This window comes from Stenotrophomonas sp. YJH_SMC_25, from assembly GCF_059369595.1.
In genome coordinates this window covers 242,832-269,391 of sequence record NZ_JCAFSV010000004.1, presented here as the reverse complement: position 1 = coordinate 269,391, position 26,560 = coordinate 242,832, and the positions used below count along the sequence as shown (strand labels likewise).

The window sequence follows — 26,560 nt, the reverse complement described above, 5'->3', positions numbered from 1 at the left end:
TTGTGGATGCCGGCCGCGCCGGCGTGTTCGGGTCCTGCATAGGAATACGCCCGCGCGGCGGCGGGCGGTTTGACATTGGTCAAGCGCGTAGCGCGAAGGCCTGCGACCGGGTGTCGCAGGGTGAGTCTCTTAAAGACCAATCCAGCTCGGCTCAGGCGGCACGTGGGATTGCCAACAGCCGGGCGTGGGCTCGGCCCCATCGCAGGAGACACGGGCAGGAGGCGGGCGCATGTCATGTGTACTGAGCTCATGACGTGTTGTCACAAAGAAATCGCCATGGCTTCACGGTTGATTGATCGCATGCAGGGCTATTGTCGTCCTGAGCCTCTCGCTGACGTCCCCCACGTCCTGCGTCGACTTCCTTCCCACCATCAGCGCCCGTCCGGGCGCCGCTGGCGTCCGTCTGCCTGAAATACCCGAGAGACCCTCCCATGGCCCGCGCTGTCCAGTCCGCTTCATCTGTTGCGACCTCTCCCGGTTCGCTCGTGCCGATCGGCACCCGGCGTGGCCACTCGCAGCCTCTGCAGCTGCCGGAGCTGGTACAGCGTGTGTTGTTCGTCGCGACCGAGATGGGGCCGACTTCATCAAGGCCGGGGGCCTGGGCGACGTGGCCGCAGCCCTGCCGCGTGCGGTACGCGGCGCCTGTGATTCGCGCGTGCTGCTGCCCGGCTACCCGGAGGTACTGCAGCGCCTGCCACAGCTGCAGCGGGTGGGACAGGTCAGCGCGAGGGCGGGCCTGCCTGCGTGCGGGATCGGCATGGCAGTGCAGGCAGACGGCCTTCCGATCTACGTGCTGCTCTCGCCAGAGCTGTACGAGCGCGAAGGTTCGCCATACGTTGATGGGCAGGGCCAGGAGTGGAAGGACAACGCGGTTCGCTTCGCCACGCTCTCACACGCGGCGACGGAGATTGCGGCCGGGCGTGCCGGGCTGGACTGGTCGCCGCAGCTGCTGCACCTGAATGATTGGCCTGTGGCCATGGCGGCAGCCTACGTGCGTTGGGACCGGACCACCGTGCCGACCCTGCTGACCATCCACAACCTGGCTTACCAGGGGCTGTTTCCGTATGCGCTTGCACCTGTGCTGGGCGTACCGGTCGAACACCTGGATGAACTGCACTTCCACGGGCAGATGTCGTTCCTGCAGGGCGGGATCACCAATGCCACGCGCCTGAACACGGTCAGCCTGCGCTACGCGCAACAGATCACCGCCCCGGATGACGGCTGCGGGCTGCATGACCTGTTGGCGCGCCGGGCGGCCGGCGGACACCTGAGTGGCATCGTCAACGGCATCGACGCCAGCTGGGATCCACGCCGCGACATCCACCTCAAGGCCCATTTCGGCATCGGCGAATGGACCGGGCGCGCCACCAATGCGCACGCGGTGCGCAGTGCATTCGGCCTGGCGCCCTCGGCCGGCCCGCTGTTCGCGGTGGTCTCCCGCCTGGTGCACCAGAAAGGCCTGGACATCACATGCGACGTGGCGCCGCAGATCGTGGCGGCCGGCGGCCAGCTGGTCATCATCGGTGGCGGCGAGCCGCAGGTGGAAGCGCAGGTGCAGGCGCTGGCCCGGCGCTACCCCGGACGGGTGGGCGCATTCATCGGCTTCGAAGAGGCGCTGGCCCGCCAGATGTTTGCTGGCGCCGATTTCCTGCTGATGCCTTCGCGTTTCGAACCCTGTGGGTTGAGCCAGATGTACGCGCAGCGCTTCGGCTGCCTGCCAATCGCGCACGCGACCGGCGGGCTGGTCGATACCGTTGAGGATGGCGTGACCGGATTCCTGTTCCACGGCGCGAATGCCGATGGCTTGCGCCGCTGTGTGGAACGGGCGATGCGCACCTTCCGCCTGCCCGGCCTGCTGCAGGCCATGCGCCGCGCGGCCATGCTGCGGCCGGGCGGTTGGGATGCGGCGGGGCGCGCATATCTGGCGCTATACCAGCAGACCTGCCAGGTGGCCGCATGAGTCACGACAGCCTGCAGCCGGTCGCCCTCGAGGACGAGCCCATGGCGACCGCCGGACGGGAGGAGGGCGTGGTGGCTCCGGTCCTGGACGACCTGGTTCATGCACGGGCGGCCGATGCGTTTGCCTGGCTCGGGCCGCACCAACAGCCCGATGGCCAGCGCCAGCTGCGCGTTCTGGTGCCCCACGCGCGTCGCGTGGAGGTGATTGCGGGCCCGGAGCGGCGCTGGGATCTGCAACCGGGTCCCTTGCCCGGCCTGTTCGAAGGTGCAGCAGGTGAAGCGCCCGTGCCGCTGCTCGCCCTGCATTTCGAGCAGGGTGTGGAGCAGGTGCACGATGCCTATTCCTTCGGTCCGCTGCTGGATGAGGCGCTGCTGCAGCATTTCCATGCCGGTGACGCTGATGCAGCGCGCCAGTTGGGCGCAGTAGCGATGCAGGTACAGGGTATCGACGGCGTGCGCTTCGCGGTGTGGGCCCCCAACGCACGAAGGGTTGCCGTGGTCGGCGATTTCAACGGGTGGGATGGCCGGCGCCATCCGATGCGGCTGCGCCACACCGCTGGCGTGTGGGAGCTGTTCCTGCCTGGCGTGCAGGCCGGTGCCCGCTACAAATTCCGCATCGTCGGCGCCGACGGCCGGGTGATGCCCGACAAGTTCGATCCGATGGCGCGCTGGGCCGAGCTGCCACCGGCCACCGCCTCGCGGGTGCCTTCGGCAGCGCCGATGCAGTGGCACGATGACGCATGGTTGGCGGCGCGGCGGCAGGCCGGAACCTGCACGCCGCTGTCCATCTACGAAGTGCATGCGGGCTCCTGGCAGCGCAGCGACGATGGTTCGCCGCTGGACTGGGATGCCTTGGCCGACCGGTTGATTCCGTACGTGGCAGGGCTTGGTTTCACCCACATCGAGCTGCTGCCGGTCAGCGAGCATCCCTTTGGCGGTTCCTGGGGCTATCAGCCACTGGGGATCTACGCGCCAACCGCGCGCCATGGCACGCCACAGGCCTTCGCACGCTTCGTGGACCGCTGCCATCAGGCCGGCGTAGGGGTGATCGTGGACTGGGTGAGCGCGCACTTCCCGAACGATGCGCATGGCCTGGCCGGGTTCGATGGCACCGCGCTGTACGAGCATGCCGACCCGCGCGAAGGGGTGCACGCCGACTGGGACACGCTGATCTACAACTATGGCCGCAACGAAGTGGCCGCCTACCTGATCGGCAGTGCATTGGAGTGGGTGGAGCGGTTCCACATCGATGGTCTGCGCGTGGATGCCGTGGCGTCGATGCTGTACCGGGATTACAGCCGTGCCGAGGGCCAGTGGATACCCAACGAGCAGGGCGGGCGCGAGAACCTGCAGGCGGTCGCTTTTCTACGGCGGATGAACCAGACGCTGAGGGAGCGCTTCCCGGATGTGCTGGTGATCGCCGAGGAATCCACCGCATGGCCAGGGGTGACCGCGCCGGTGGAGCAGGGCGGGCTTGGTTTCACCCACAAATGGAACATGGGCTGGATGCATGACACCCTGCAGTACCTCGGGCGCGATCCGGTTCATCGCCAGCATCACCATAGTGAGATCAGCTTCGGCCTGGTCTACGCCTTCTCCGAACGGTTCGTGCTTCCGCTTTCGCATGACGAGGTGGTGCACGGCAAGGGAGCGCTGCTGGCCAAGATGGCGGGCGAGCCGGCGCAGCGGCTGGCCCAGCTCCGCGCGTACTACGGTTTCATGTGGGCGCACCCGGGCAGCAAACTGCTGTTCATGGGCGGCGAGTTCGGCCAGGGACAGGAGTGGTCGCACGATGCGGCACTGGACTGGGCACGGGCGGCCAGCAACGAGGGCCAGGGCCTGTCGCGCCTGGTGGGCGACCTCAATGCCGTGCTGCGCTCCGAACCCGCGTTGCACCGCGACGAACGCGACGAACGCGGTTTCGACTGGAGCGTGGCCGACGACAGCCGCAACAGCGTCTACGCCTTCATCCGCCGGGATCCGGCCGGTAGCGGCCGCACCCTTCTGGTAGTGAGCAACTTCACTCCGGTACGTCGCGACGGCTACCGGGTCGGTGTGCCGCAACCGGGGTGTTGGACCGAACGGCTCAACACCGACAGCGGTTACTACGGTGGCGGCAACGCGGGAAACCTCGGCGCAGTGCATACCGAGCCGAGGCCGATGCATGGTCACCCGCAGTCGCTGCGGCTCACACTGCCGCCGCTGTCCACGCTGTACCTGCAGGTTGATGCATGACCGCAGTGGCGCCGCGCCTGGGCGCATGGCCGGTGGCCGGTGAAGGTGTCGAGTTCCGCGTGTGGGCACCGGATGCAGGCACCGTGGCGCTGTGCCTGCAGGGCGTGCTGCGGCCGATGCACCGCGACCCGGACGGCTGCCACTGGCTGCGGACACAGGCGTCGCATGGTGACCGCTACCGGTTCCGCCTGCCGTCCGGCCAGGACGTGCCCGACCCCGCCTCGCGCTGGCAACCGGACGGCGTCGATGGTGACAGCGCGGTGGTGCTTGGCACGGATGGAGCACAGCCCACGTGGCAGGGGCATGCCTGGCAGGACCTGGTGATCTATGAAGTGCACATCGAGGCCGGCGGCGGGTTCGCGGCGTTGACCGCGCAGCTGCCGATGCTGGCGGCCCTGGGCATCACCGCCATTGAACTGATGCCGGTCGCGCAGTTTCCCGGTGGCCGCAACTGGGGCTACGACGGCGTGTTCCCGTATGCACCCGCGCTGGCCTATGGCGGTCCGTCCGCGCTGAAGGCCTTTGTCGACGCGGCGCACGATGCAGGGCTCTCGGTGCTGCTGGATGTGGTCTACAACCACTTCGGGCCGCAGGGGAACCGTCTGCGCGACTACGCGTGTGGGTTCTTCCGTGACGATCGCAGCACGCCGTGGGGCGAGGCCATCGACTTCCGCCAGCCCTGGGTGCGGCGGTTCTTCATCGACAATGCGCTGATGTGGCTGCGCGACTATGGCGTCGACGGCCTGCGCCTGGATGCGGTGCACGCCATTGACGATGACCGTTTCCTGCAGCAGCTTGCCGACGAGGTACGTGCGGTGGCCCCTCACGCGCACCTGGTGCTGGAGAACGAACGCAACCAGGTGCGGTGGCTGCGCGGCGCCTATCAGGGACAGTGGAACGACGACTTCCACAACGCGCTGCATGTGATGCTGACCGGCGAGCAGGAAGGCTATTACGCGGCCTATGCCGGGCGCGCCGAAGCACTCCTGGCGCGCTGCCTGGCCGAAGGATTCGCCTGGCAGGGCGAGCCGGACCTGCACGGCCATCCCCGTGGCGAGCCCAGCGTCGACCTGTCGCCCGCGCGTTTTGTGGTATTCGCGCAGAACCACGACCAGGTGGGCAACCGCGCCTTCGGCGAGCGCCTGTCGATGCTGACCGATCCTGCCCCGCTGCGCGCGGCGCTGGCCCTGACCCTGCTGACGCCGATGATCCCGCTGCTGTTCATGGGCGAACCGTGGCAGGCGCAATCGCCATTCCTGTTCTTCACCGACTACGCGCCACCGCTGGACGAGGCGGTGCGTGAAGGGCGTCGCCGTGAGTTCTCCGGTTTCAGTGCCTTTGCCGACGCCGCCGCGCGCGCGCGTATTCCGGACCCGAACGATGCGGCGACCCTGCAGGCGTCGTACACGCCGCCGCCCGGCGATGATCCCTGGTCGCAGCACTGGCTGCGCTGCACGGGTGAGTTCCTCGGCCTGCGCAGGCGCTATCTGCAGCCTGGCCTGCTGCAGGCGCGGTCGCTGGGCGCGCGCGTGCTGGGCCAGGGCGCGGTGCAGGCGGGCTGGCAGTTGCCCTCGGGCCAATGGTGGATCGCGATCAACGTGGGCCCTGTGCCGGTGGCGCATGCGGTGCCGGCCGGCGAGTGCGTCGTTGGGCCGGACGCGGCCGCGATGCTGCCGGCAGGCGGCGGTGCGCTTGCGCGCTGGATCGCCGCATGAATACGGATGCGGCGGTGCGGGAGGCGGCTCGCCGTGTGGGCCTGCTGGTCCGCTGGACCGACGTGGCCGGAGCAGAGCGCGAGGTTGCGCCGGACGTGCTGCGCGCCGTGCTGTCGGAGTTCGCGTGCGACGGTGCGCCGGTGGCCCACCCGTTGCTCACCGCCTGCTGTGGTCAGCTCCTGGCCATGCCTGAGGCAACGGGCGCGGCGTGCTGGGTGGATGAGCAGGGCGCAGCGTTGCCTGCACGTGCGGATGCGCAAGGGCGCTGGCGGGTTCCGGATCAGCCAGGCTATTGGCAGTGGCGCCAGGGCGGGCAGCAACAGGCGGTTGCGGTGGCACCGCAGCGTGCCTGGTGGCCGCAGGGCCTGCTGCGCGGTTGGGGTCTGTCGGCGCAGGTCTACAGCCTGCGCGCGCCCGGTGATGCCGGCATCGGTGACAGCGCCGGCTGTGCGCGGTGGCGCGAGCTGCTGCACCGTCACGGCGGCGATGCACTGGCGTTGAGTCCGCTGCACGCCGGCCTGGCACCGGGCACGGGCTACAGTCCTTACTCGCCCAGCGACCGGCGCTGGCTCGATCCGCTGCAGGTGTCGCTGCCGCAGGTTTTGCCGGAGGCCGCCGGCAGCGTGTTGCGCGAGGACGAAGCACTGGCGATGGCCGTTGAAGCGGCTACCGCAGCACGCCGCATCGACTGGCCGCACTCGGCGGCAGTGAAGTGGCGCTGGCTGCGCCAGGGGCGCCAATGGCTGCGGCAGCAGGCGCCGGCACAGTACGAACAGATGCAGACGTGGTGCGATGCGCAGGGCGAACCCCTGCTGCAGTATTGCCAGCACGCCGCCGACCGATTCACTGGAAGCGCCGACGACCATGCGTTTGCGCAGTGGTTGGCGCGGCAAGGCTGGGCGCAGGTGCAGGCGGGACTGCGCAACGACGGCGCGTCGATCGGACTGATCGCGGATCTGGCAGTGGGTTGTGCACCGCAGGGCGTCGAGGCCCGGACCGGCGGCGACCGCCTGCTGCAGGGCCTCGAGCTGGGCGCGCCGCCGGATGCGTTCAATCCGCTGGGCCAGGCCTGGGGTATCACCAGCTGGTCACCCTCTGCGTTGCAGCGCGAGGGGTTTGAACCGTTCATCCGCGTGTTGCGCGCCGTGATGGCGGGTCGCGGTGGATTGCGCATCGACCACATCCTGGGCCTGCAGCGGCTGTGGGTGCTGCCTCGTGGCGCGGGCGCCGGGCAGGGGGTGTATCTGCGCTATCCGTTCGATGATCTGATCAACCTGCTGGTGCTGGAATCGTGGCGCCATCGCTGCGTGCTGATTGGCGAAGACCTGGGCGTGGTTCCTCCGGGTATCCGCCAGCGACTGGCAGCCCGTGGCGTGCTGGGGCTGGAGGTGCTGCCGTTCGCCCGCAACGGTGAGCGCTTCCTGCCGGCGCCACGGTGGCGCCGCGATGCGGTGGCCATGCCCTCCACCCATGATCTGCCGCCGCTGGCCGGCTGGCTGCGTGGGCGCGACCTGCGCTGGCGTGCACGCCTGGGTGAGCTGACCGAGCTTCCCGCGGCGCTGCACGCGCGTGCCAGCGAGGTACAGGCGCTGTCCGCAGTCGCCCGGGGCGAGGGCGCGACGCTGGAAGCGCGTGCGCTGTCACTGGTGGCGCACGCACCTTCACGGCTGGCGCTGCTCCCGCTGGAAGATGCGCTGGGCAGCCGCGCGCAGGTGAACCTGCCGGGTACCGTCAATGGTCACCCGAACTGGCGCCGACGCTTGCCGCTTGCGTGGGATCCGGACGCGGCCGATGCGCGCATTGCCCGGTTCAGCGCCACGCGACGCAAGGCGGGACGATGACCCGGTTGCGTGCCACCGCACGCCTGCAGCTGCATGCAGGCTTCAACTTCGAGGCCGCTGCGGCGCAGCTGCCGTACTACGCCGCGCTGGGCCTCAGCCACCTTTACCTGTCGCCGATCAGCGCTGCGATGCCAGGGTCCATGCATGGCTACGATGGCATCGACCCGGCCCGCATCAATCCGGAACTGGGCGGCGAAGAAGCCTTCCAGCGGCTGGCGACAGCGGCGCGTGCGCATGGCATGGGCCTGATCCTGGACATCGTACCCAACCATCTTGCGGCATCCCCGCAGACGCCCTGGTGGAGCGATGTGCTGCTGCACGGGTGCAGAAGTCCCCATGCAGGATGGTTCGACATTGACTGGGAGGCGCCGGGCTGCGAGGGCCGGCTCTGGCTGCCAGTGCTGGACCGGCCACTGCACGACGCCGTGCGCGATGGCGTGTTGCGCGTAGCAGTGGACGATGAGCGGCCGACGCTGCGTCATCACGGGCTGGCATTGCCGTTGTCTCCGCGCAGCCATCCGCTGGCACCCGCGCAGTGGCCGGCATGGGCGGAACGCTGCAACCGCAGCGTCGAACGGTTGCACACGCTGCTGCGGCGGCAGCACTACCGGCTGGCTTGGTGGCGCACGGCGGGCGATCAGGTGAACTACCGGCGCTTCTTCGACATCAACGAACTGGCCGCGTTACGGGTGGAGCGCAACGAGGTGTTCGAGGCAGTACACGCACTGCCACTGCGGCTGGTACGCGAGGGCTGGGTGGATGGCCTGCGCATTGACCATGTGGATGGCCTGTCGTCGCCCGGAGCCTACCTGCAACATCTGCGTGCGTCGCTCGTCGAGGCCTGCGCGGCCGGCGGTCGTGACCCGCAGGCGGTGAGCCTGCATGTGGAGAAGATTCTGGCGGAGGACGAACAGCTGCCCGATGGCTGGGCCTGCGACGGCACGACCGGCTATGACTTCATGGACCAGGTCGGCGCATGGCTGCATGATCCGGCAGCTGCCCCCGCGCTTTCCCGCGCCTGGCAAGCGGCGAGTGGTGACGCGCGCAGCTTTGACGACCTGCAGCAGGACGCCCGCAGCATGCTGCTGCGCACGTCGCTCCACGCCGACTTCCAGCGGCTGCTGCGCAGCGCGCAGCGGGTCCTGCAGCCCCGGCTGGCCGAAGCCGATATCGGAGCCGCTGCGCTGGCCCGTGCATTGGCCGCGCTGCTGCGGCACTACCGTACCTACCGCCCCTATTCGCTGCAGGATGCGGGTGAACGGAAGGCCTTGGTGGACGCTGCCGTAGCAGCACGCGAGGCACTGGACGGTACGGCACACGCGGCACTGGATCTGCTGCTGCGGGCACTTCCCGGCGAGGCGGAGGCCGAGCGCGCGCTGCGGGTGAGATTCGGGCAATTGGCCGCGCCGTTGAATGCCAAGTCGGTGGAGGACACAGGCTTCTATCGTTACTTCAGGCTGCTGTCGCGCAACGAAGTCGGAAGTGATCCGCAGCGGCTGGGCATGGAGGGACGCGAGCTGCTGGAACACGCAGTGAGACGCCTGCAGCGCCATCCGCGGACATTGCTTGCGCTGGCGACCCACGATCACAAGCGCGGGGCCGACAGCCGGGCCCGGCTGGCGGTTCTCAGCACCTGCACGGTCGCGTGGCGGGAGGCTGTGCGGCGCTGGAGCCGGATGTCGACCCGCGCGGGCGCGCCGATGCCGTTGCCGGGTGCCGAGGCCTATGCGCTGTGGCAGGCGCTCGTGGCCGCGTGGCCGATGCACGGTAACCCGGGCGCCGACTTCGCATCGAGGATGGTGCAATGGCTGACCAAGGCGTTGCGCGAGGGCAAACGGGTCAGCAGCTGGTCCGATCCCAACGTGGCGGTGGAGGAGGCCGCCGCGCAGTGGCTGCACGCGCTGCTGCATGGAGCGCCATTGCAGCCGGTGCGGGAGGCGCTGGCGACGTTCGTGGCGCGCATTGCGCCGGCCGGCGCCTGCAACGGCCTGGCACAGCTGTGCCTGCAGCACTGCCTGCCCGGCGTGCCCGACCTCTACCAGGGCGGGGAAGGCTGGGACCTGAGCCTGGTGGACCCGGACAACCGGCGTGCCGTGGACTATCCAGTGCGGCAGGCGTGGCTGCGCGATACGCGCGGTTGGCCCGCCCTGCTGGAGGACTGGCGGGACGGTGGCGTCAAGGCATTTCTGCTCAGGCGCTTGCTGGAGTGCCGCCGCAGGCACCCGCAGCTGTTCCTGCACGGCCAACTGCAGCCGCTGTCCGTACCGGCGCGTTCGCCCTGGCTGGCATTCGCGCGCAGGCATCAGGCGCAGGTGCTGCTGGTGATCGTGCGGCGTGGTTCGCCCACCGCCGTGCCCGGGCCCGGCCTGCACGCAGCACACGACGTCGGCACTGGCCTGATGCTGCACGGGCTGCCGACAGGCCCCATGCGCAACCTGCTGGACGGGCGCATCGAACATTTCAAGGCAACCGGGGACGCGGCACGGCTTCTGGCTGGCAGCCCGTTGGCGGTATGGATCAACGAGGAGACGGACAGGAATGGACAGCAGGGAACGACGGCAGCGGATTGAGGCATTGGCCCATCAGATATGGGAAGCGGAAGGGCGCCCGGACGACCAGCAGCAGCGGCATTGGCACATGGCCGAGCGCCTGGTGGAAGCCGAGATTGCCGCTGCGCGCGACGAGGAGGGAACCGATGGCCAGCCGTAAGTGGACGCAGACCTCGCGGGTGCGCGAAGGCCGGCCGTTCCCGCTGGGAGCGACCTGGGACGGCTTGGGTGTGAACTTCGCGCTGTACTCTCGGCACGCCACCCGGGTGGAACTCTGCCTGTTCGACGCGCGCAACCGTGAAGTCGAGCGTATCGCGCTGCCCGAGTACACCAACGAGATCTGGCACGGCTACCTGCCGGACGTGCGGCCCGGGCAACGTTACGGCTACCGGGTGCACGGCCCGTATGCCCCGGAAGAGGGCCATCGCTTCAATCCCAACAAGCTGCTGCTGGACCCCTACGCCAAGCAGATCGTCGGCGAACTGAAGTGGGCCCCACACCTGTTCGGCTACACCCTGGGTCACCGCGATGGCGATCTCAGTTTCGACCGCCGCGACAGCGCCAGTTACATGCCACGCTGTGCCGTGATCGATCCGGCTTTCAGCTGGGGCGTCGAGCGTGCACCTGCCACGCCCTGGGACCGGACCGTGATCTACGAAGCCCACGTGCGCGGACTGACCATGCAGCATCCCGACGTCCCGCAGGCCGAGCGCGGTACTTTCTCCGCGTTGCGGCACGATGCGGTGGTCGACCACCTCAGCCATCTGGGGGTGACCGCCATCGAGCTGCTGCCGGTGCATGCCTACGTGGATGACCAGCAGCTGCTCGAGCGCGGGCTGCGCAACTACTGGGGATACAACACCATCGGCTTCTTCGCGCCGCAGGCACGCTATCTGTCGCTGGGCACCGTGGCCGAGTTCAAGCAGATGGTCGCGCGCCTGCACAACGCGGGCATCGAGGTCATCCTGGACGTGGTCTACAACCACACGGCCGAAGGCAACGAGCTGGGCCCTACGCTGTCGTTCAAGGGCATCGACAACGCCAGCTACTACCGTTTGGCCGATGATCGCCGCTATTACATCAACGATACGGGTACCGGCAATACGTTCGACCTGACCAATGCCGGTGCGCTGCGCATGGTCATGGACTCCCTGCGCTACTGGGTGACCGAGATGCGGGTGGATGGGTTCCGCTTCGACCTGGCAACCATCCTCGGCCGCGAACGGCATGGCTTTGACGCCTCGGGCAGCTTCCTCGATGCGGTACGCCAGGACCCGATCCTGAGCCAGGTGAAACTGATTGCCGAGCCATGGGACATCGGCCCGGGCGGCTACCAGCTGGGCCAGTTTCCGCCGGGCTGGGCCGAGTGGAACGACCGCTTCCGCGACACGGTGCGCGCGCTGTGGCGTGGCGATGGCGGGCAGCTGGCGGAGTTTGCCACGCGCTTCACTGGCTCGGCCGACCTGTTCGAACACCACGGCAGGCGACCGTCGGCCAGCATCAATCTGGTGACGGCGCATGATGGATTCACCCTGCACGATCTGGTCAGCTACAACGATCGCCACAACGAGGCCAACGGCGAGGACAACCGTGACGGCCACTCGCACAACCTCTCCAGCAACCACGGCGTGGAGGGAGACACCGATGATGCGGCGATCCTTTCGTTGCGTGCGCGGCAGATGCGCAATCTGCTGGCCACGCTGCTGCTGGCGCAGGGGACGCCGATGCTGCTGGCGGGCGATGAGTTCGGCCATTCGCAGCAGGGCAACAACAACGCCTACTGCCAGGACAATCCACTGAGCTGGATCGACTGGGAGCGCGCAGCATTGCCGGCTGCACAGGCGCAGGTGGCGTTCGTGCGGCGGGCGCTGTCACTGCGCCGGCGCTACGGCCTGCTGCGCCGGAACCGGTTCCTGCGCGGCGAGTACGATGAGGCGCTGGGCCTGCGCGATATCGACTGGCGGCATCCCGATGGTCGCGGCATGGAGGAAGCGGACTGGCATGACGCAGGGCTGCGTGCGCTGGCGATCGTGCTGGACGGTCGCAGTCCGGACAGTGGCCTGCGCGAGCCCGGGCGGCATGTCAGCCTGGCCCTGCTGTTGAACGCCGGGGAGCAGCCGCAGCGGTTCTGTGTGTCAGACGACGCCCTGTCGTTCCGGCGCGTACTCCTGCAGACCGACGAAACGACGTTGGAGCCGGATGAGGAAGGCGCCTGGACGCTGCCGCCGCGCAGCCTGTGCCTGCTGGCGGCAAGCAGCAGCGCGTGATTGCTCTGCTGCGCCACTACGGTGCGCCGGGCATTGCCCGGCGTACCGGTAGCTACCCCATCAGATAGCGCAACACACCCGCCGAGACCACGCCGATCAGCACGGTCGGCAGCATCGACAGCCGCGTGGCGGCCAGCAGGGTGATGGCCAGTGCGGCCAGGTCGGCCGGCTTGTCGGCCACGAAGTCCGGGGCGATCACCGAGATCAGCACGCAGCCCGGCGCGGCTTCCATCACCGTCACTGCGCGTTTGCTCAGTGTGCGGTTGCGCAGCGCGAGGAAGCCGACGACGCGGGTCAGGTAGGTGGCGGCGGCCATCAGCACGATGGTCAGTACCGAGGTCCAGTGGATCAGGCCATTGAAGATCATGCTGCGTCCTCCGCCAGCAGCCAGGCTGCGGCCAGGCCGGCCAGTGCGCCGCTGGCCACGTACCACGCACCTGGCACCAGCAGGTAGGTAGCAGCGGCTACAGCCAGGCTGACCAGCCACGGTCGCGCGGCCTTCATGCCCTGCCACATGCCACGCAGCAGCACCAGGAACACGGCAGGGAAGGCCATGTCGAAACCATAGGCGTGGATGTCGCCCAGCATCGGGCCAACGATCGCGCCCAGCGTGGTGCAGGCCACCCAGACCGTGTACAGGCCTGCCGATACGCCCAGGTAGTAGGCCAGGCTGAAGCCAAGCGCGCGTCTGCGCGCATCGGCCACGCCCATCGCCCAGCTTTCGTCGCACATGAAGAACAGCGCCGGCAGCACCCGGCGGCGCGGCAGGTGCTGGAGCAGCGGGGCCAGGCTGGCGCCCATCAGCAGGTGACGGCTGTTGACCAGCGCGGTGATCGCCACGATCAGTGCAATGTGCGGTGGCGAGGTCCACAGTTCGACGGCGGCGAACTCCGAGCCGCCAGCGAAGTTGAGGCCGGTCATCAGCGGTACTTCCAGTGCGCTCAGGCCCTTCTGGGCCGCCTGCGCGCCGAGCACCAGGGCGAACGGAATGAAGCCGATCATCACCGGCACGGCGGCGCGCAGGCCGCGCAAGAATTCGGCACGCGGCGCGGTATCGCAGGTGTCAGGCAGGGGGAGGGTGGTACGGGCGTCCATCGAACGGCACAACAAGGTGGGGGTGGCCCATGCTAGCGGTCCAATCGCGAAATCGGGTTGCGTTGATACCACTTGATTCTGGATGATTGATATTTCATGCGGCCAGAAGTGAAAGAGGTGAAATTCCATGCAGTACCAGCTGGACAACCTCGATCGGCGCATCCTCGACGCCCTGCAGCGCGACGGCCGCCTGCAGAACCTGGAGCTGGCACGCCTGGTCGGGCTGTCGCCGTCGGCCTGCCTGCGCCGGGTGCGTCTGCTGGAGGAGGGCGGCTACATCGACCGCTATGTGGCCTTGTTGAACGAGGCCAAGGTGGGCCGTGGCTTCACGGTGTTCGTGCGGGTGTGGCTGCGCGGGCAGGACGAGGACACCACCAATCATTTCATCAACAGCATCAAGTCTTTCCCGGAAGTGCTTGAATGCCATCTGATGGCCGGTGACTGCGATTTCCTGCTGCGGGTGGCGGTGGCCGACCTGGATGCCTACCGGCAGTTCCAGATGCAGCACCTGAACCGGATTGCGGGGGTGCAGAACACCAAGACCGAGATTCCGATGCAGCGGATCAAGCAGACGACCCAGCTGCCGCTTTGAGGGATGGGGTTTGCGGCCGGGTTGCACCCGGCACCCGCGGGTAGTGCCGGCCGCTGGCCGGCAACCTCAGAAGCAACAGCAACAGCAACAGCGGGCCTGCTGAGGGATGGCGGAGTGGGTCCGGTTGCGGGGGACGCTGCAAGTACGTCCATGTAGCTCGGTCGCCGCATCCATGCGGCTCACGCCCCCGCAACCGGACCCACCCCGCCTTCGACAGATTTCCACGATCTGCCGGAACGGCATGAGCTGCTCCTGGTGGGTGTCGACCTTGGTCGACACGTTTGGGTCGGTACGGGGTCGGATCCCGTTGCTGCGCAACGGGCTCTGACCCTGTGAGCAAATGAACAGGTCTGTTCGATTCATTGATTCCTGATGCGTGACTGGCTTTACGGAGCCTGGCTCGATGCCAGGCCGTGGGCAGCGGTCATCGCAATGACATGTGGCGCCGGTACGGTTTGAGCCCGCTTGCGGGTCGCGCGCGGGCCGGGGTTCCGGTCGTGGCGCGCGTCCACTGCAGCTGCTGTCGCTGCCGAGGGTCATGTGTTCTACGTCAGGGGGCTGAATGGACACCATGCGGTCAGAACTTGGAAGGTGGCCATCGCCGCATGGCTGCTGCTGTCCTTTGCCGCTGCCGCGCAGGACGCTGTGCATGCCTACGACATCCCTGCGCAGCCGCTGGAACAGGCGGTCGAGCGCTTCAGCGTCATCAGCGGGTGGTCGGTGATGTACCCGGGCGATCTTGCCGCGGGCCGCAGCAGCCATGCGCTGCGCGCCAGCCTGCCGCCGCTGCCTGCCTTGCAGGTGCTGTTGCAGGACTCCGGTATCGAGGCCGAGGTGATTGGCGAGCAGCGTGTGGTGCTGCGCCGGGGTACACCCTCGGCCAGCGAGGCCGGTGTTGGCGCCGAACTTCCCGAGGCCGAACGTCGGCGTCGCTATGGCGGCCTGCAGCAGCGGCTGCGTGCGGCGTTCTGTGACGACCCGGAGATCGCGCCCGGCCGCTATGCCGCGACGCTGCGCTTCCGCATCGACGGCGCGGGCCAGGTGAGCGAGCCCGAGCTGCTGTCAGGCAGTGGCAGCGCCCGCCGCGATGCGCGCCTGCTGCAGGCGCTGCAGGGCCTGGTGCTGGCGCCCGATGCCGCTGCGCTGCCGCAGCCGGTGACGCTGCAGATCCGTCCTTCCGGTACCGACCACGACTGTGGCCGGCGCGCGCCCCTTCCATGACTTCAAGGATTCGAACATGAGCAACGGTACGGCTGGGGCAGTTGACCTGATGGACCACCTTCTGGGTGCCTACGATGAGCTGAAGCGCCGGCTGGTGCGCAAGCTGGGCTCGGAGGAGCTGGCCGGCGACGCGCTGCAGGACACGTGGATGCGCCTGAGCGCGCGGCGTGACCGCCTGGATGCCGTGCAGAACCCCGCGGCCTACCTGCTGCGCATGGCAATGAATACCGTGATCGACCGCCAACGTGCTGACCACCGCCTGCTGAGCCTGGAGGAGGTGGATACGCTGATGGACATGGCCGACCCTGCGCCCGGCCCGGCGCAGGCGGCCGAACTGGACTTCGCGCTGGAAGACATGGTCGGCCTGCTGCAGCGCATGCCCGAGCGCCGTCGCCGCATCCTGCTGGCGATCCGCGTCGATGGCCTGCAGCAGCGCGATGTGGCCGATCACCTCGGTGTGTCGCTGCGGCTGGTGCAGCGTGAGCTGAAGGCGGCCCAGGACTACCTGGCCGAGCGCAGCGGGCAGGGGCGCCAGGTGCGGTTCTGAACGGCGGCATCCGTCTACACTTTGACGCCGAGCAGAACCCCGCAGCGTGCGGGTCCGGCATGAGCCCCCATGGATCCTGACGATCGCCCGCAACGCCCGCTGGATGCCGTCGAGCGTCAGGCGCACGCGTGGGTGGTGCGGCTGACCTCGGGCGAGGCGACCGCCGCCGACGGGCGCAGGTTCCGTACCTGGTGTGAGGCTGACCCGCGCCATCGCGAAGCGTTTGGCCGTGCGCGCCGGCAATGGGAGCAGGTACGGCTGGCCGGCGAGCAGTTGCCCGCCGCCGCGCGCCAACCGGTGGCGCCGACGCCGGCCCAGCGCTGGAGCCGGCGCGCCTTCCTGGGCGCGGCGATTGCCGCCCCGGCCAGCCTGGTGGTGGTGGCGGCAATCCGCCCGCCGCTGGGGCTGTGGCCTTCGGTGACGGCGATGACGGCTGATTTCCACACCGGCACCGGTGAACGTCTGCAGATCGCGCCCTTGCCACAGCTGAAGATCGAACTGGATACGCAGAGCAGCCTGCGCCGCCGCGCCGATGCGCAGGGCGAAGGCTTCGAGCTGGTGCAGGGCCAGGCCGCGATCGAGACCCTGGCCGGCCTGCGCCTGGCGCTGTTCGCGGGCCCGGGTTGCGTGATTGCCGATGAAGGCGCGGTGCGTCTGGATGTGCGCAACACCCACGGTCAGGTACGGGTGACCTGCCTGCAGGGCAGCGCCCGCATCGAGCATCCGCAGGGCCGGCTGCAGCTGCAGGCGGGTCAGCAGACCCAGTACGACGAGCGCCTCAGTGGCGTGGTGGCCGAGGCCGTGGCCTCGGAAGTGAGTGCCTGGACGGAGGGCATGCTGGTGTTCCGCCGCGCACCGCTGCGTGAGGTGGTGGAGGAGATCAACCGTTATCGCCGCGGCAAGGTGCTGCTGGGAGAATCGGCGTTGGCGCGCGCGCCGGTCAGCGGTCGCTTCCGTATTGATGATCCAGACGCGGCACTGGAGCAGCTGCGACTGACGATGTCGCTGGATCTGCGTCGCTTTCCGGGTGGCATTGCCGTCCTTGGATAGATGAAGACGCTGGCCCTGCGCGCCGCGCAGGCTGTTGCAAGCGAGGAGAGGCCAAGGATGCGCAACGAGACCATCGGTGTGCTGGATCTGCGTCGCAATCTGTCGGCGCTGCTGGAAACCACGCAGCGACGGCCATTGATGGTGCATCGCTATGGCTCACCTTGGGTGTGCGTGGTGTCCGATGCGCAGTGGCAGCAACAGGCGGTGCTGCTGGATTTCGATCCGCAGTCTCACCCGCTGGCGATGCTGCTGCGCCTGCAGCAGCAGTCGCTTCCGCTGTCTGAAGCTGGTGCGTTGCCGCCCGCGGCGGTTGCACGCGCACTGCTGTTGATGGACGTGCATCGCATTGAGGATCTCGCACAGCTGCACGACCAGGTGCTTCACCATCGCCTCTGGCATTGGTTCGTAGCAGGCACCCATGGTGTGATGGACGGCTGGCAGCTGCCGGCGCTGCGCGTTGCGATGGCGTCATGGTTCGATGACGTGGACATGTCCAATGCGCTGGCAACATTCGCCGCGCGCAGCGACGTGGCGATACTGGCACGGCGTTGTGGAGGCGAAGCGCCGCGGCTGGAACGCGAAGCCTGCAGGCAGATGACGCTGCGATGACGTTGTCGATGAAGCGCCACGCAGTGCACAGAGCTGCATGCGCGCTGTCGCTTCACCTGCCTTGCTGACGTCTTCTCCAGAGTACGACGCACCACGCGTCGTGGAGCACGGGCGGCGCCGATGGCAGACAGTCGCAGGATCAGCATGCTGGAGCTGGATCGTCACCTGAGCCAGTCACTGGAGCAGGCACGGCATGCACCATTGAACGTGCAGCGCTATGGGCGCTCGTGGGTCTGGGTGCTGTCCAGCGACGCCTGGGCGGATGCGGCGCGCTGGGCGGCACTGGATGGTAGTGCGCACCCACTGGCGGCGCTGCGAAAAGCCCTCGACCTGCAGCTGCGGCCCTGGCCCGAGGCGGCGATGAGCCCGCTACCGCTTGATGCAGGCGATGCGCGGCTGCTGCAGCGCGCGGCTCTGCTGGTGGTCGTGCGCGATCTGAACAGTGCCCAGCGCGTGTACGACGACCTGCGCTATCACCAGGCCTATCGGATGTTCATCGGCCTCGATCATGGAACGGCATGGTCGCCGATGCAGTGCGTGCGCCTGCTGCAGGCCTGCGCGCACCCGTTGCTGCGCGGCTGCATCGACGATGCGCTGGCCAGCGTGCCGCAGCACCTGTTCGAGTCCGCATGTGCCCCGGCTGCACGTATTGCGCCTGCACAGGGACCCGCGCAGCGGATTTCCAGCGGATGTTTATCGTACTGACACATGCACCGCTGACCATGGCGCAGCGGTCTCTTTCAGGATGACGAGGGCGGAACAATGGCAAGGCAGGTTCGTGGTCGCAGGGCTCGGCAGCAGGGTTTCAGCCTGATCGAAATCATGGTGGTAGTGGTGATCATCGGCATCCTCGCCGCACTGATCGTGCCGCGGTTGATGGACCGTCCCGACCAGGCGCGCGTGGTGGCAGCGCGCCAGGACATCGCTGCATTGATGCAGGCGTTGAAACTGTTCAAGCTGGACAACGGGCGCTATCCCAGTGCCGAGCAGGGCCTGCGGGCGCTGGTGAAGCCACCGCAGGGTGGTGGCGCGATGCCGGTCACGCCCTATCTGGATCGCCTGCCCAATGATCCATGGGGCCATCCGTACCAGTACCAGATTCCCGGAACCCATGGCGACATCGATGTGTTCTCGCTGGGCGCGGACAGCAAGCCCGGTGGCGACGCCGGGAATGCGGACATCGGTTCCTGGCAGCTGTGAGGCAGGCCGATGTCAGCCCGGATGCGTTCTGTTTCGAGTGTCCGCCAATGTGGCATGGCGGTGATCGTCGCCCTGCTGGTGGTGGCACTGGTGGCGGTGATTGCCACCGCACTGCTGACCCGGCAGTCGGCCCAGCTGCGTGCGCTGCGTGGCGACCAGCTGCGCGTACAGGTACGCATGGCGGTGGACGCAACGCTGGAGCGTGCGGCACAGCAGCTGCGTGAGGATGTAAAGGAACAGCTGACCACGGTGCGCAGCGGGCGCTGGGCGCGCCCATTGGAGCTGCAGGCGCCGTTGCCGGTGCAGCTGCAGCTGGTCGATGCGCAGTCGATGTTCAACCTGCGCAACCTTCTTGCGCATGGCAGGCCGGACCCCGAGGCGCGGCGCGCGTTCATCGCGTTGTGTGCCGGGCAGGGGCTGGGCCAGGGCGCCTGCGCATCCGCCGCCGACCACATCCAGGCGCGCCTGCGCGATGGCGACATGCAGGCGCAGGCGCCGCTGCCGCGCGAATCACTGATCGAACAAGCGCTACCTGGTGCCGATCCGGTGGCGTTGCAGGCGCTGGCGCGGCGCACCGTGGTGTTGCCGGCGCAGACCCTGGTCAACGCCAACACCAGCGACCTGCGCGTTCTGCAGGCGGTGACGCCCGTGGTCGAGCCGGCACGGCTGCAGGCGCTGCTCGGTGAGCGCGATGCTGGCCATTGGCTGCTCAATCGCGGCGACATCGCCAACCGACTCCAACTGAGCAACGAACAGATGGCCGTGCTTCCCCTGGGTATCCATAGCGAATGGTTCCTGGCCGTCGGCCAGGTGCAGGCTGACGGCAGTGCGGTCGATTTTCGCGCGCTGTTGTGGCGCGAATACCGCGACGATGGGGTGCGTGTGCAACGGGTGTGGACGAGGATCGGCGCATGAATGTGCAGCTTCGCGTGCGCCTGCCGGCGCTGGAGCACCTGCGCGCCGACAGCGCGGTGGACTGGGCGCAGCTGCACAAGGGCGAGGTGTTGGCGCATGGCCGCGAAACACTGGCGACGCTGGGCCTGCGGCATCCGCAGGCTGCGGTGCGTGCCTGCCTCGATCCGAACGACCTGATCCTGCTGGAACTGCAGCTGCCGCCGTTGTCCGGGCGCCGCCTGCAGTCGGCGCTGCAGGGTGAGGTGGAGGCGATGCTGCTGGATGACCTGCAGGAGGTGGCGCTGGCCCACGGCGCGCAGGCGGCAGACGGCACGGTTCCGGTGGCCTGGCTCGGCCAGCAGGCCATCGCGGAGGCGCAGCAGCTGCTGGGCTCGTGTGGGCTGCAGCTGCAGGCGCTGTATCCGACGCCACTGCTGCTGCCCTGGCAGGACGGCCAGGCCACGCTGCAGGTCAGCGGCGAGCATCTGCTGGTACGCAGCGGGCGCGATCGGGGTTTCGTTCAATGGTATGGCGGACGTGATGCCTGTGTGGTGATGCAGGCGCTGGCCGTGCGCCTGCAACAGGCGGGCGTGCTGGCCGTGCAGTGGATCGATAGTGTGCCGCCGACGTGGCCGGACAGCCTGCCGGCCACCGCCGTCACGCATGAACGGCAGACCTCTGGCCCCTTGCCAGGCTGGTCATTGCCGCTGCCCGGCGCAGGCCGGAAAGCACCGCGACTGGCGATCGGCCTGGCACTGGCAGCAGTGCTGCTGGCTGCACTCGGCCTGCAGCTGCAGGTCTCGCGTTCGCGGATCGAGGGCGAGGCCCTGCAACGGGACATGGCGCGCCAGTTCAGCGCGCGCTTCCCGGAGATCACCGATGTGGTGGACCCGGTGTTGCAGGCAAGGCGAGCACTTGCGGTGCCGCTGCCGGCGCCGCCGTTGCCGGCGCTGCAGCGTCAGGTTGCCAGCACGCTGCAGGCTGTTCCGGAGCTGGCCGGGCAAGTGCGCAGCCTGCATTACCAACCCGGGCAGCTGGACATGGAGCTGGATGCCGATGCCCAGGCATTGGCCGACGATCCGCAGCGGCTTGAGCACTGGCAGCAAGCAGTTCAGGCACAGGGCCTGCAGCTGGCGCGCGAAGCCGGTGGACACCTGCGAGTGAGCGGAGCTGGGCAGTGACGACCCGCACCCTATGGCTGGGCGAGGGGCTGGTGGGCCTGCAGCACCGCTGGCAACGCCTGCCACCGCGCGACCGGCTGATGCTGTGGGTGATGGTGGTGGCGCTGCTGGTGGCGGGCCTGTGGTCGTTGTGGCTGGAGCCACTGCTGAAGCAGCGCACGTATTGGCAGGCCGAGCTGCCGCGGCTGCAGGCGCAGTCCCGCGCACTGGCACCGCTGCTACGCGCCCGTGAGCGCCAGCAGCTGGCGCAGAGCCAGCACGCGACACTGGCCGGGCTGCGCGATGGCATCAAGACCGCCGGCCTTGCCGCCGGCCTGCATATCGAAGCGCGCGACGGGCGTTGGCACCTGCAGGTGCAGGCAGTGCCCGCCGACGCGCTGTGGAACTGGCTGCTGCCCGTGCTGGCCGATCCGGCCATCGAACTGCAGCAGCTGCAACTGACACGCACAGGGGATGCGAACATGCCGGCGGCACGGATTTCCGGAAACATCGTGATGGTGGCCACCGCGGGTGCCCATCCATGAGGGCGCGTTGCCTTGCCTGCAGTACCGCACTGGCCCTGATCGTGTGCATGGCCCACGCACCGGCGCTGGTACTGGCGCAGGACGCCCGTGATGAGCCGGTGCAGTTGAACCTGGTCGACACCGATATCGGTGGCGTACTGCGCATGGCAGCGCGCTTCACCGGGCGCCAGTTCCTGGTCGATCCACGGGTGACCGGCAAGATGACAGTGGTTTCCGATGGTCCGGTCAGCCGTACCCAGGCCTACCAGTTGCTGCTGGGCGCACTGCGCATGCGCGGCTTCGCCGTGGTCGAGAACGGCGGCGTCAGCCGGGTGGTGCCGCAGGCCGATGCCAAGCTGCTCGGTGGCCGCGTTGGCAGCGGCGGTGCGGGGGGTGAGATCGCCACGCGCACCTTCGCGCTGCGCTACGAGAACGCGGCCGCGCTGGTGGCGGTGCTGCGGCCGATGATCAGCCCGGACAATCCGATCACTGCCAATCCGGGCAACAACACGCTGGTGATCACCGACTATGCCGACAACCTGGAGCGCATCGCGCGTGTGATCGCCAGCGTGGATACACCGGCCGGCATGGACACCGATGTGGTGAAGCTGCAGCAGGGCATTGCCGTTGACGTCGCGGCGATGGTCGCGCCGCTGCTGGATGCGCAGGGCGCCGAGCCCACCCAGAAGGTGGTGGTGATGGCCGACCCGCGCAGCAACAGCGTGCTGCTGCGGTCGAGCAGTCCCGGGCGCACCCGCCTGGCTAGGCAGCTGGTGGAGAAGCTGGACCGTGCCCAGGATGAATCCGGCAACCTGCATGTGGTCTACCTGCGCAATGCCCAGGCCAACCAGCTCGCGGGTGTGCTGCGTGGCGTGGTGGCCGGGCAGAGCGATGCACCGGCGATGGGCAGCAACGAAGGCATCACACCACTGCCCGGCGACGCCAGCCGCTCCACCCCCGCGCAGCCGTCGCAGCCGCAGCAGGCCAAGCCCGGAGGCAATGCGCTGGAATCGCAGCGCCTGGACCCGAGCCGCCGTGACCCGATCGATGCAGGAAGCACCGGCTTCAGCCAGAACGGCATCTCGGTACAGGCGGACGTGGCCACCAACACGCTGCTGATCTCCGCCCCCGAGCCGGTGTACCGCAACCTGCGCCGGGTGATCGACCAGCTCGACCAGCGCCGTGCACAGGTGCTGGTGGAAAGCCTGATCGTGGAGGTCAACCAGACCGACGCGGCCGAACTGGGCGTGCAGTGGATGCTGGGCAATGGCCGCACCTTCGGCGGCACCCACTTCGGCGGCACCACCGGTGGCAGCGGGTTGAACACCAACGCACGCACCACCCTGGACGTGCTGCCCAAGGATGGCCTGAAGATCGGTGTGATCGACGGCACCATCAACCTGCCCGGCGTCGGCCAGATCCTCAACATGAAGGCGTTGGCCAACGCGCTGCAGAGCAAGGGCGGTGCCAACATCCTGTCCACGCCGAACCTGATGACGCTGGACAACGAAGCGGCCAGCATCATGGTCGGCCAGACCGTGCCGTTCGTCAGTGGCCGCTACGTGACCGACGGCGGCGGCGGCAGCAACAACCCGTTCCAGACCATCGTGCGCGAGGACGTCGGCCTGAAGCTGCGGGTGCGCCCGCAGATCTCCGAGGGCGGCACGGTGAAGCTGGACATCTACCAGGAAGTCAGCAGCATCGACGCGCAGAGCGCGAACAGCACGGCCGGCATCATCACCAACAAGCGCGCCCTGGATACCAGCGTGCTGCTGGACGATGGCCAGATCATGGTGCTGGGTGGCCTGCTGGAAGACAGCGTCAGCCATGGCCGTGATGCGGTGCCGGGGCTGGGAAAGATCCCGGTCCTGGGCGCCTTGTTCCGCAGCGACACGCGCAAGCGCGCCAAGACCAACCTGATGGTGTTCCTGCGCCCGCACGTGGTGCGTGACCCGGCCGCCGGCCAGCGCCTGACCCGCGACCGCTACGACTACATGCGCAACGCGCAGGCGGGCGCGCAGCCGGCACAGAGCTGGGCCTTGCCGGCGCTGTCGGCACCGCAGCTGCCACCGCAGGACCTGTCTGTACTCGGCCAGGGCAATGCACGCGATGACCAGGGCCAGCCGCTGCAGAGCAGCAGCCTGGCGGCGCTGTACCCGTCCGGTGACGGCGACGCGCAGCTGGTGCAGTTCGCGCAGGGGCTGGACCCGGCGCGTGCCAGCCAGGGCGTGGCGCAGGTGCGTGCACTGGGCCTGCAGGCCTATGCCGAAGCGACGCCCGGCGAGAGCGGGCAACGCCTGCGCGTGAGATTGCCGCGCGATCCGGCGACGCTGGACCCTGCGCTGCAGCAGCTGCGCGGGCTGGGCTACACGCCGGAACTGGTGATCGGGCCGTGAGCGCCGCCACAGCTCTGCCGTACGCCTGGGTGCGCAGCCATGGCGTGATGCTGTCCGAAGTTGGTGGCGAGCCCGTGTTGCTGGGCACCGCCGAAACTGCGGCGTGGGCCGTGGCCGAACTGCGCCGTCGGCATGGCCCGCTGCCGTTCCAGGCGCTGGATGCTGCGACGTGGCAACAGCGGTTGAGTGAGCAGTACCGTGACGGCGGCGATGCCGCTGCCGTAGTGGGTGCCGCCGAAAGCGAAGTCGATCTGGACCGGCTGATGCAGGACATGCCGGAGGTCACCGATCTGCTGGATGCTCAGGACGATGCGCCGGTGATCCGCATGATCAACGCGCTGCTGGCACAGGCCGCACGCGATGGCGCCAGCGATCTGCATATCGAACCGTTCGAGACTCATTCGGTGGTGCGCTACCGCGTGGACGGCACGCTGCGCGACATGGTGAAGCCACGGCGCGCACTGCATGCGGCGCTGGTATCACGCATCAAGATCATGGCGCACCTGGATATTGCCGAGAAGCGCCTGCCGCAGGACGGGCGCATCGCCATCCGCGTGGGCGGGCGGCCGCTGGATATCCGTGTCTCCACGGTGCCGACCGGTCATGGCGAGCGTGCTGTGCTGCGCCTGTTGGAAAAGGATGCCGGTCGCCTGCAGCTGCAGCGCCTCGGCATGGCCGATGACACGCTGGCCACGTTCACCGGGTTGATCCGTCAGCCGCACGGCATCGTGCTGGTCACCGGGCCGACCGGCAGCGGCAAGACCACGTCGCTGTACGCCGCACTGGGCCAGCTCGACAGCAGCACCAGCAACATCCTCACTGTGGAAGACCCGGTGGAGTACGACTTCGCCGGCATCGGCCAGATCCAGGTCAACGCGCGCATCGGCATGAGCTTTGGCACCGCGCTGCGTGCGATCCTGCGCCAGGATCCGGACACCATCATGATCGGTGAGATCCGCGACCTGGAGACCGCGCAGATTGCGGTGCAGTCGTCGCTGACCGGGCATGGCGTGCTGGCCTCGCTGCACACCAACGATGCGATCTCGGCGGTGACCCGCCTGGCTGACATGGGCGTGGAGCCCTTCCTGCTGGCCTCGTCGCTGCGCGGCGTGCTGGCGCAGCGGTTGGTGCGGCGGCTGTGCACGCAGTGCCGTCGTGCCGAGGTGGACGGCGAGGGTCGCACCGTATGGCGCGCGGTGGGCTGCGCGGCCTGCGCCAACAGCGGCTATCGGGGGCGAACCGGCATCCATGAACTATTCGTGGTCGACGACCGCGTGCGCGCATTGATCCATGAAGGGCAGGGCGAGCCTGCGCTGCGCGAGGCGGCCCGGCGGGCCGGCATGCGGACCCTGCGGCAGGATGGCCAGCGCTGGGTCGACAGCGGGGTAACCACGCTGGAAGAGATCCTGCGCGTCACCGGCGACGATTGAGGCCTGCATGGCACTGTTCGACTACCAGGCTGCCAACGCGCAGGGCCGCATCGAAAAGGGCCAGTTGGATGCCGACAGCCCGCGCGGTGCTCGCCAGCTGCTGCGCGGGCGCGGGCTGACCCCTGTGCAGGTGAGTGCGGCGCGCAGTGCCGGCAGTGGCTGGGGCGCTCGCCGGTTGTCCGCCAGCGAGTTGGCCTGGGCTACGCGCCAGCTGGCCAGCCTGTTGGCGGCCAGCCTGCCGCTGGAAGGCGCATTGAGTGCGGTGATCGAGCAGGCCGAACGCCCGCACGTGGCCCAGGCGCTTACCGCCGTGCGCGCCGACGTGCGTGCCGGCCAGCGCCTGACCGTTGCGCTGGCCGCGCGGCCGCGCGATTTCCCGCCGATCTATCGGGCGCTGGTGGGCGCAGGTGAAGACTCCGGTGACCTGGCGCGGGTGATGGAGCGCCTTGCCGACTACATCGAAGAACGCAACGCGCTGCAGGCCAAGGTACTGACCGCCTTCATCTACCCAGCAGCGATCAGCCTGGTATCGGTGGCGATCGTGATCTTCCTGCTCAGCTACGTGGTGCCGCAGGTGGTGACCGCGTTCGTGCAGGCGCGGCAGACACTACCGATGCTCACGCAGATGATGCTGGGCGCCAGCGCGTTCGTGCGCAGCTGGGGCGTGTGGGTAGGGCTCGGCATCGCTGCGCTGGTGGTGGCCTGGCGGTTGGCCCTGCGCAGGCCCGAGCTGCGCCTGCGCTGGGACGCGATGCTCATGCGGGTGCCGATGGTCGGGCGATTCGTGCTGGGTGTGAACAGTGCGCGCTTCGCCTCGACGCTGGCGATCCTGCTGGATGCCGGCGTGCCGCTGCTGCGTGCACTGGAGGCGGCGCGGCAGACCCTGGGCAATGCGCTGCTGGCGCGCTGTGCCGACGATGTGTCCGCGCGCGTGCGCGAAGGTGCTGCGCTTGGTGCTGCGTTGAAGGTACAGAAGGTGTATCCGCCGATCCTGGTGCATCTGGTGGCAAGTGGCGAGAAGACCGGTTCGCTGGCGCCGCTGCTGGATCGCGCCGCGCAGACCATCTCGCGCGAGATCGAACGTCGCGCGATGGCACTGACTGCTTTGCTGGAGCCGGCCATGATCCTGGTGATGGGCGGCGTGGTGCTGACGATCGTGCTGGCGGTACTGATGCCGATCATGGAAATGAACCAGTTGGTGCAGTGATGCGCAACGCGCATCACAGGTAGAGTCGACTGTTAGTCGACCAGCGCGGAGATCGAGTGCATTCAGATC

The 26,560-nt window shown here is 68.4% G+C and carries 21 protein-coding genes and 1 pseudogene; 20 read left to right on the top strand and 2 right to left on the bottom strand.

Going from position 1 to position 26,560, the window contains the following annotated elements; translation table 11 throughout:
- The first annotated feature begins 569 nt into the window (after nucleotides 1–569).
- The 7 genes and pseudogenes from glgA (at nucleotide 570) to glgX (ending at nucleotide 12,566) form a co-directional block, all read left to right on the top strand.
- Nucleotides 570–1,960: pseudogene (glgA, locus tag AC5P7E_RS07760) on the top strand (glycogen synthase GlgA).
- A complete protein-coding gene (locus tag AC5P7E_RS07755) occupies nucleotides 1,957–4,194 on the top strand; it encodes a 1,4-alpha-glucan branching enzyme (RefSeq protein WP_111188878.1) in 2,238 nt (745 codons plus the stop codon). Before glgA ends, AC5P7E_RS07755 begins: the two are co-directional and overlap by 4 nt.
- Nucleotides 4,191–5,909: a malto-oligosyltrehalose trehalohydrolase gene (gene treZ, locus AC5P7E_RS07750; protein WP_111188879.1), complete on the top strand. Its 1,719-nt coding sequence runs from the start codon at nucleotides 4,191–4,193 to the stop codon at nucleotides 5,907–5,909. Before AC5P7E_RS07755 ends, treZ begins: the two co-directional genes overlap by 4 nt.
- Nucleotides 5,906–7,750: a 4-alpha-glucanotransferase gene (locus tag AC5P7E_RS07745; RefSeq protein WP_114618329.1), complete on the top strand. Its 1,845-nt coding sequence runs from the start codon at nucleotides 5,906–5,908 to the stop codon at nucleotides 7,748–7,750. Before treZ ends, AC5P7E_RS07745 begins: the two co-directional genes overlap by 4 nt.
- Nucleotides 7,747–10,320 (top strand): malto-oligosyltrehalose synthase, encoded by a 2,574-nt coding sequence (treY, locus tag AC5P7E_RS07740; protein ID WP_495222833.1) that lies wholly within the window; start codon nucleotides 7,747–7,749, stop codon nucleotides 10,318–10,320. Before AC5P7E_RS07745 ends, treY begins: the two co-directional genes overlap by 4 nt.
- Entirely contained in the window at nucleotides 10,289–10,459 is a 171-nt protein-coding gene (locus AC5P7E_RS07735) for a DUF2934 domain-containing protein (RefSeq protein ID WP_005413658.1), read from the top strand. Before treY ends, AC5P7E_RS07735 begins: the two co-directional genes overlap by 32 nt.
- Nucleotides 10,446–12,566 carry a glycogen debranching protein GlgX gene (gene glgX, locus AC5P7E_RS07730; protein WP_114618331.1) on the top strand — a complete coding sequence of 707 codons (2,121 nt, stop codon included), beginning with the start codon at nucleotides 10,446–10,448 and terminating at the stop codon, nucleotides 12,564–12,566. Before AC5P7E_RS07735 ends, glgX begins: the two co-directional genes overlap by 14 nt.
- 52 nt (nucleotides 12,567–12,618) lie before the next feature.
- Here the strand turns inward: glgX and AC5P7E_RS07725 are convergent, their stop codons facing one another.
- Together AC5P7E_RS07725 and AC5P7E_RS07720 are read right to left on the bottom strand one after the other, a co-directional pair.
- Nucleotides 12,619–12,933, bottom strand: a complete 315-nt coding sequence (locus AC5P7E_RS07725) for an AzlD family protein (protein WP_114618332.1) — start codon at nucleotides 12,931–12,933, stop codon at nucleotides 12,619–12,621.
- Complete coding sequence (locus AC5P7E_RS07720) at nucleotides 12,930–13,661, bottom strand: AzlC family ABC transporter permease (protein ID WP_005409897.1); 732 nt, start codon at nucleotides 13,659–13,661, stop codon at nucleotides 12,930–12,932. Before AC5P7E_RS07720 ends, AC5P7E_RS07725 begins: the two co-directional genes overlap by 4 nt.
- Before the next feature lie 127 nt (nucleotides 13,662–13,788).
- Between AC5P7E_RS07720 and AC5P7E_RS07715 the strand changes: the two genes are divergently transcribed.
- The 13 genes from AC5P7E_RS07715 to gspF all read left to right on the top strand — a co-directional run bounded on the left by AC5P7E_RS07715 (nucleotide 13,789) and on the right by gspF (nucleotide 26,491).
- Complete coding sequence (locus AC5P7E_RS07715) at nucleotides 13,789–14,253, top strand: Lrp/AsnC family transcriptional regulator (RefSeq protein ID WP_005413654.1); 465 nt, start codon at nucleotides 13,789–13,791, stop codon at nucleotides 14,251–14,253.
- Nucleotides 14,254–14,793: 540 nt separating this feature from the next.
- Nucleotides 14,794–15,474 carry a TonB C-terminal domain-containing protein gene (locus AC5P7E_RS07710; protein ID WP_111173948.1) on the top strand — a complete coding sequence of 227 codons (681 nt, stop codon included), beginning with the start codon at nucleotides 14,794–14,796 and terminating at the stop codon, nucleotides 15,472–15,474.
- A 16-nt stretch (nucleotides 15,475–15,490) separates the two neighbouring features.
- On the top strand, nucleotides 15,491–16,021 hold the full coding sequence (locus tag AC5P7E_RS07705) for an RNA polymerase sigma factor (protein WP_019337777.1): 531 nt from the start codon (nucleotides 15,491–15,493) through the stop codon (nucleotides 16,019–16,021).
- Nucleotides 16,022–16,090: 69 nt separating this feature from the next.
- Nucleotides 16,091–17,071, top strand: a complete 981-nt coding sequence (locus AC5P7E_RS07700; RefSeq protein ID WP_065183858.1) for a FecR family protein — start codon at nucleotides 16,091–16,093, stop codon at nucleotides 17,069–17,071.
- 57 nt (nucleotides 17,072–17,128) lie between these two features.
- Nucleotides 17,129–17,680 (top strand): hypothetical protein, encoded by a 552-nt coding sequence (locus AC5P7E_RS07695; protein ID WP_005409892.1) that lies wholly within the window; start codon nucleotides 17,129–17,131, stop codon nucleotides 17,678–17,680.
- Between the two features lie 120 nt (nucleotides 17,681–17,800).
- Nucleotides 17,801–18,385 (top strand): hypothetical protein, encoded by a 585-nt coding sequence (locus tag AC5P7E_RS07690; protein WP_049451120.1) that lies wholly within the window; start codon nucleotides 17,801–17,803, stop codon nucleotides 18,383–18,385.
- A 57-nt stretch (nucleotides 18,386–18,442) separates the two neighbouring features.
- Nucleotides 18,443–18,880 (top strand): type II secretion system major pseudopilin GspG, encoded by a 438-nt coding sequence (gene gspG / locus AC5P7E_RS07685; protein ID WP_114618334.1) that lies wholly within the window; start codon nucleotides 18,443–18,445, stop codon nucleotides 18,878–18,880.
- 9 nt (nucleotides 18,881–18,889) lie between these two features.
- Nucleotides 18,890–19,795 carry a type II secretion system minor pseudopilin GspK gene (gene gspK / locus AC5P7E_RS07680; protein ID WP_005409889.1) on the top strand — a complete coding sequence of 302 codons (906 nt, stop codon included), beginning with the start codon at nucleotides 18,890–18,892 and terminating at the stop codon, nucleotides 19,793–19,795.
- On the top strand, nucleotides 19,792–20,955 hold the full coding sequence (gspL, locus tag AC5P7E_RS07675; RefSeq protein ID WP_012480449.1) for a type II secretion system protein GspL: 1,164 nt from the start codon (nucleotides 19,792–19,794) through the stop codon (nucleotides 20,953–20,955). Before gspK ends, gspL begins: the two co-directional genes overlap by 4 nt.
- Entirely contained in the window at nucleotides 20,952–21,479 is a 528-nt protein-coding gene (locus AC5P7E_RS07670) for a type II secretion system protein M (protein WP_033835066.1), read from the top strand. The genes gspL and AC5P7E_RS07670 overlap by 4 nt, the downstream gene beginning before the upstream one ends.
- Nucleotides 21,476–23,854 carry a type II secretion system secretin GspD gene (gspD, locus tag AC5P7E_RS07665; RefSeq protein ID WP_114618335.1) on the top strand — a complete coding sequence of 793 codons (2,379 nt, stop codon included), beginning with the start codon at nucleotides 21,476–21,478 and terminating at the stop codon, nucleotides 23,852–23,854. The genes AC5P7E_RS07670 and gspD overlap by 4 nt, the downstream gene beginning before the upstream one ends.
- A complete protein-coding gene (gene gspE, locus AC5P7E_RS07660; protein ID WP_099473548.1) occupies nucleotides 23,851–25,284 on the top strand; it encodes a type II secretion system ATPase GspE in 1,434 nt (477 codons plus the stop codon). Before gspD ends, gspE begins: the two co-directional genes overlap by 4 nt.
- 7 nt (nucleotides 25,285–25,291) lie before the next feature.
- Nucleotides 25,292–26,491 carry a type II secretion system inner membrane protein GspF gene (gspF, locus tag AC5P7E_RS07655; protein WP_043033313.1) on the top strand — a complete coding sequence of 400 codons (1,200 nt, stop codon included), beginning with the start codon at nucleotides 25,292–25,294 and terminating at the stop codon, nucleotides 26,489–26,491.
- Nucleotides 26,492–26,560 lie beyond the last annotated feature (69 nt).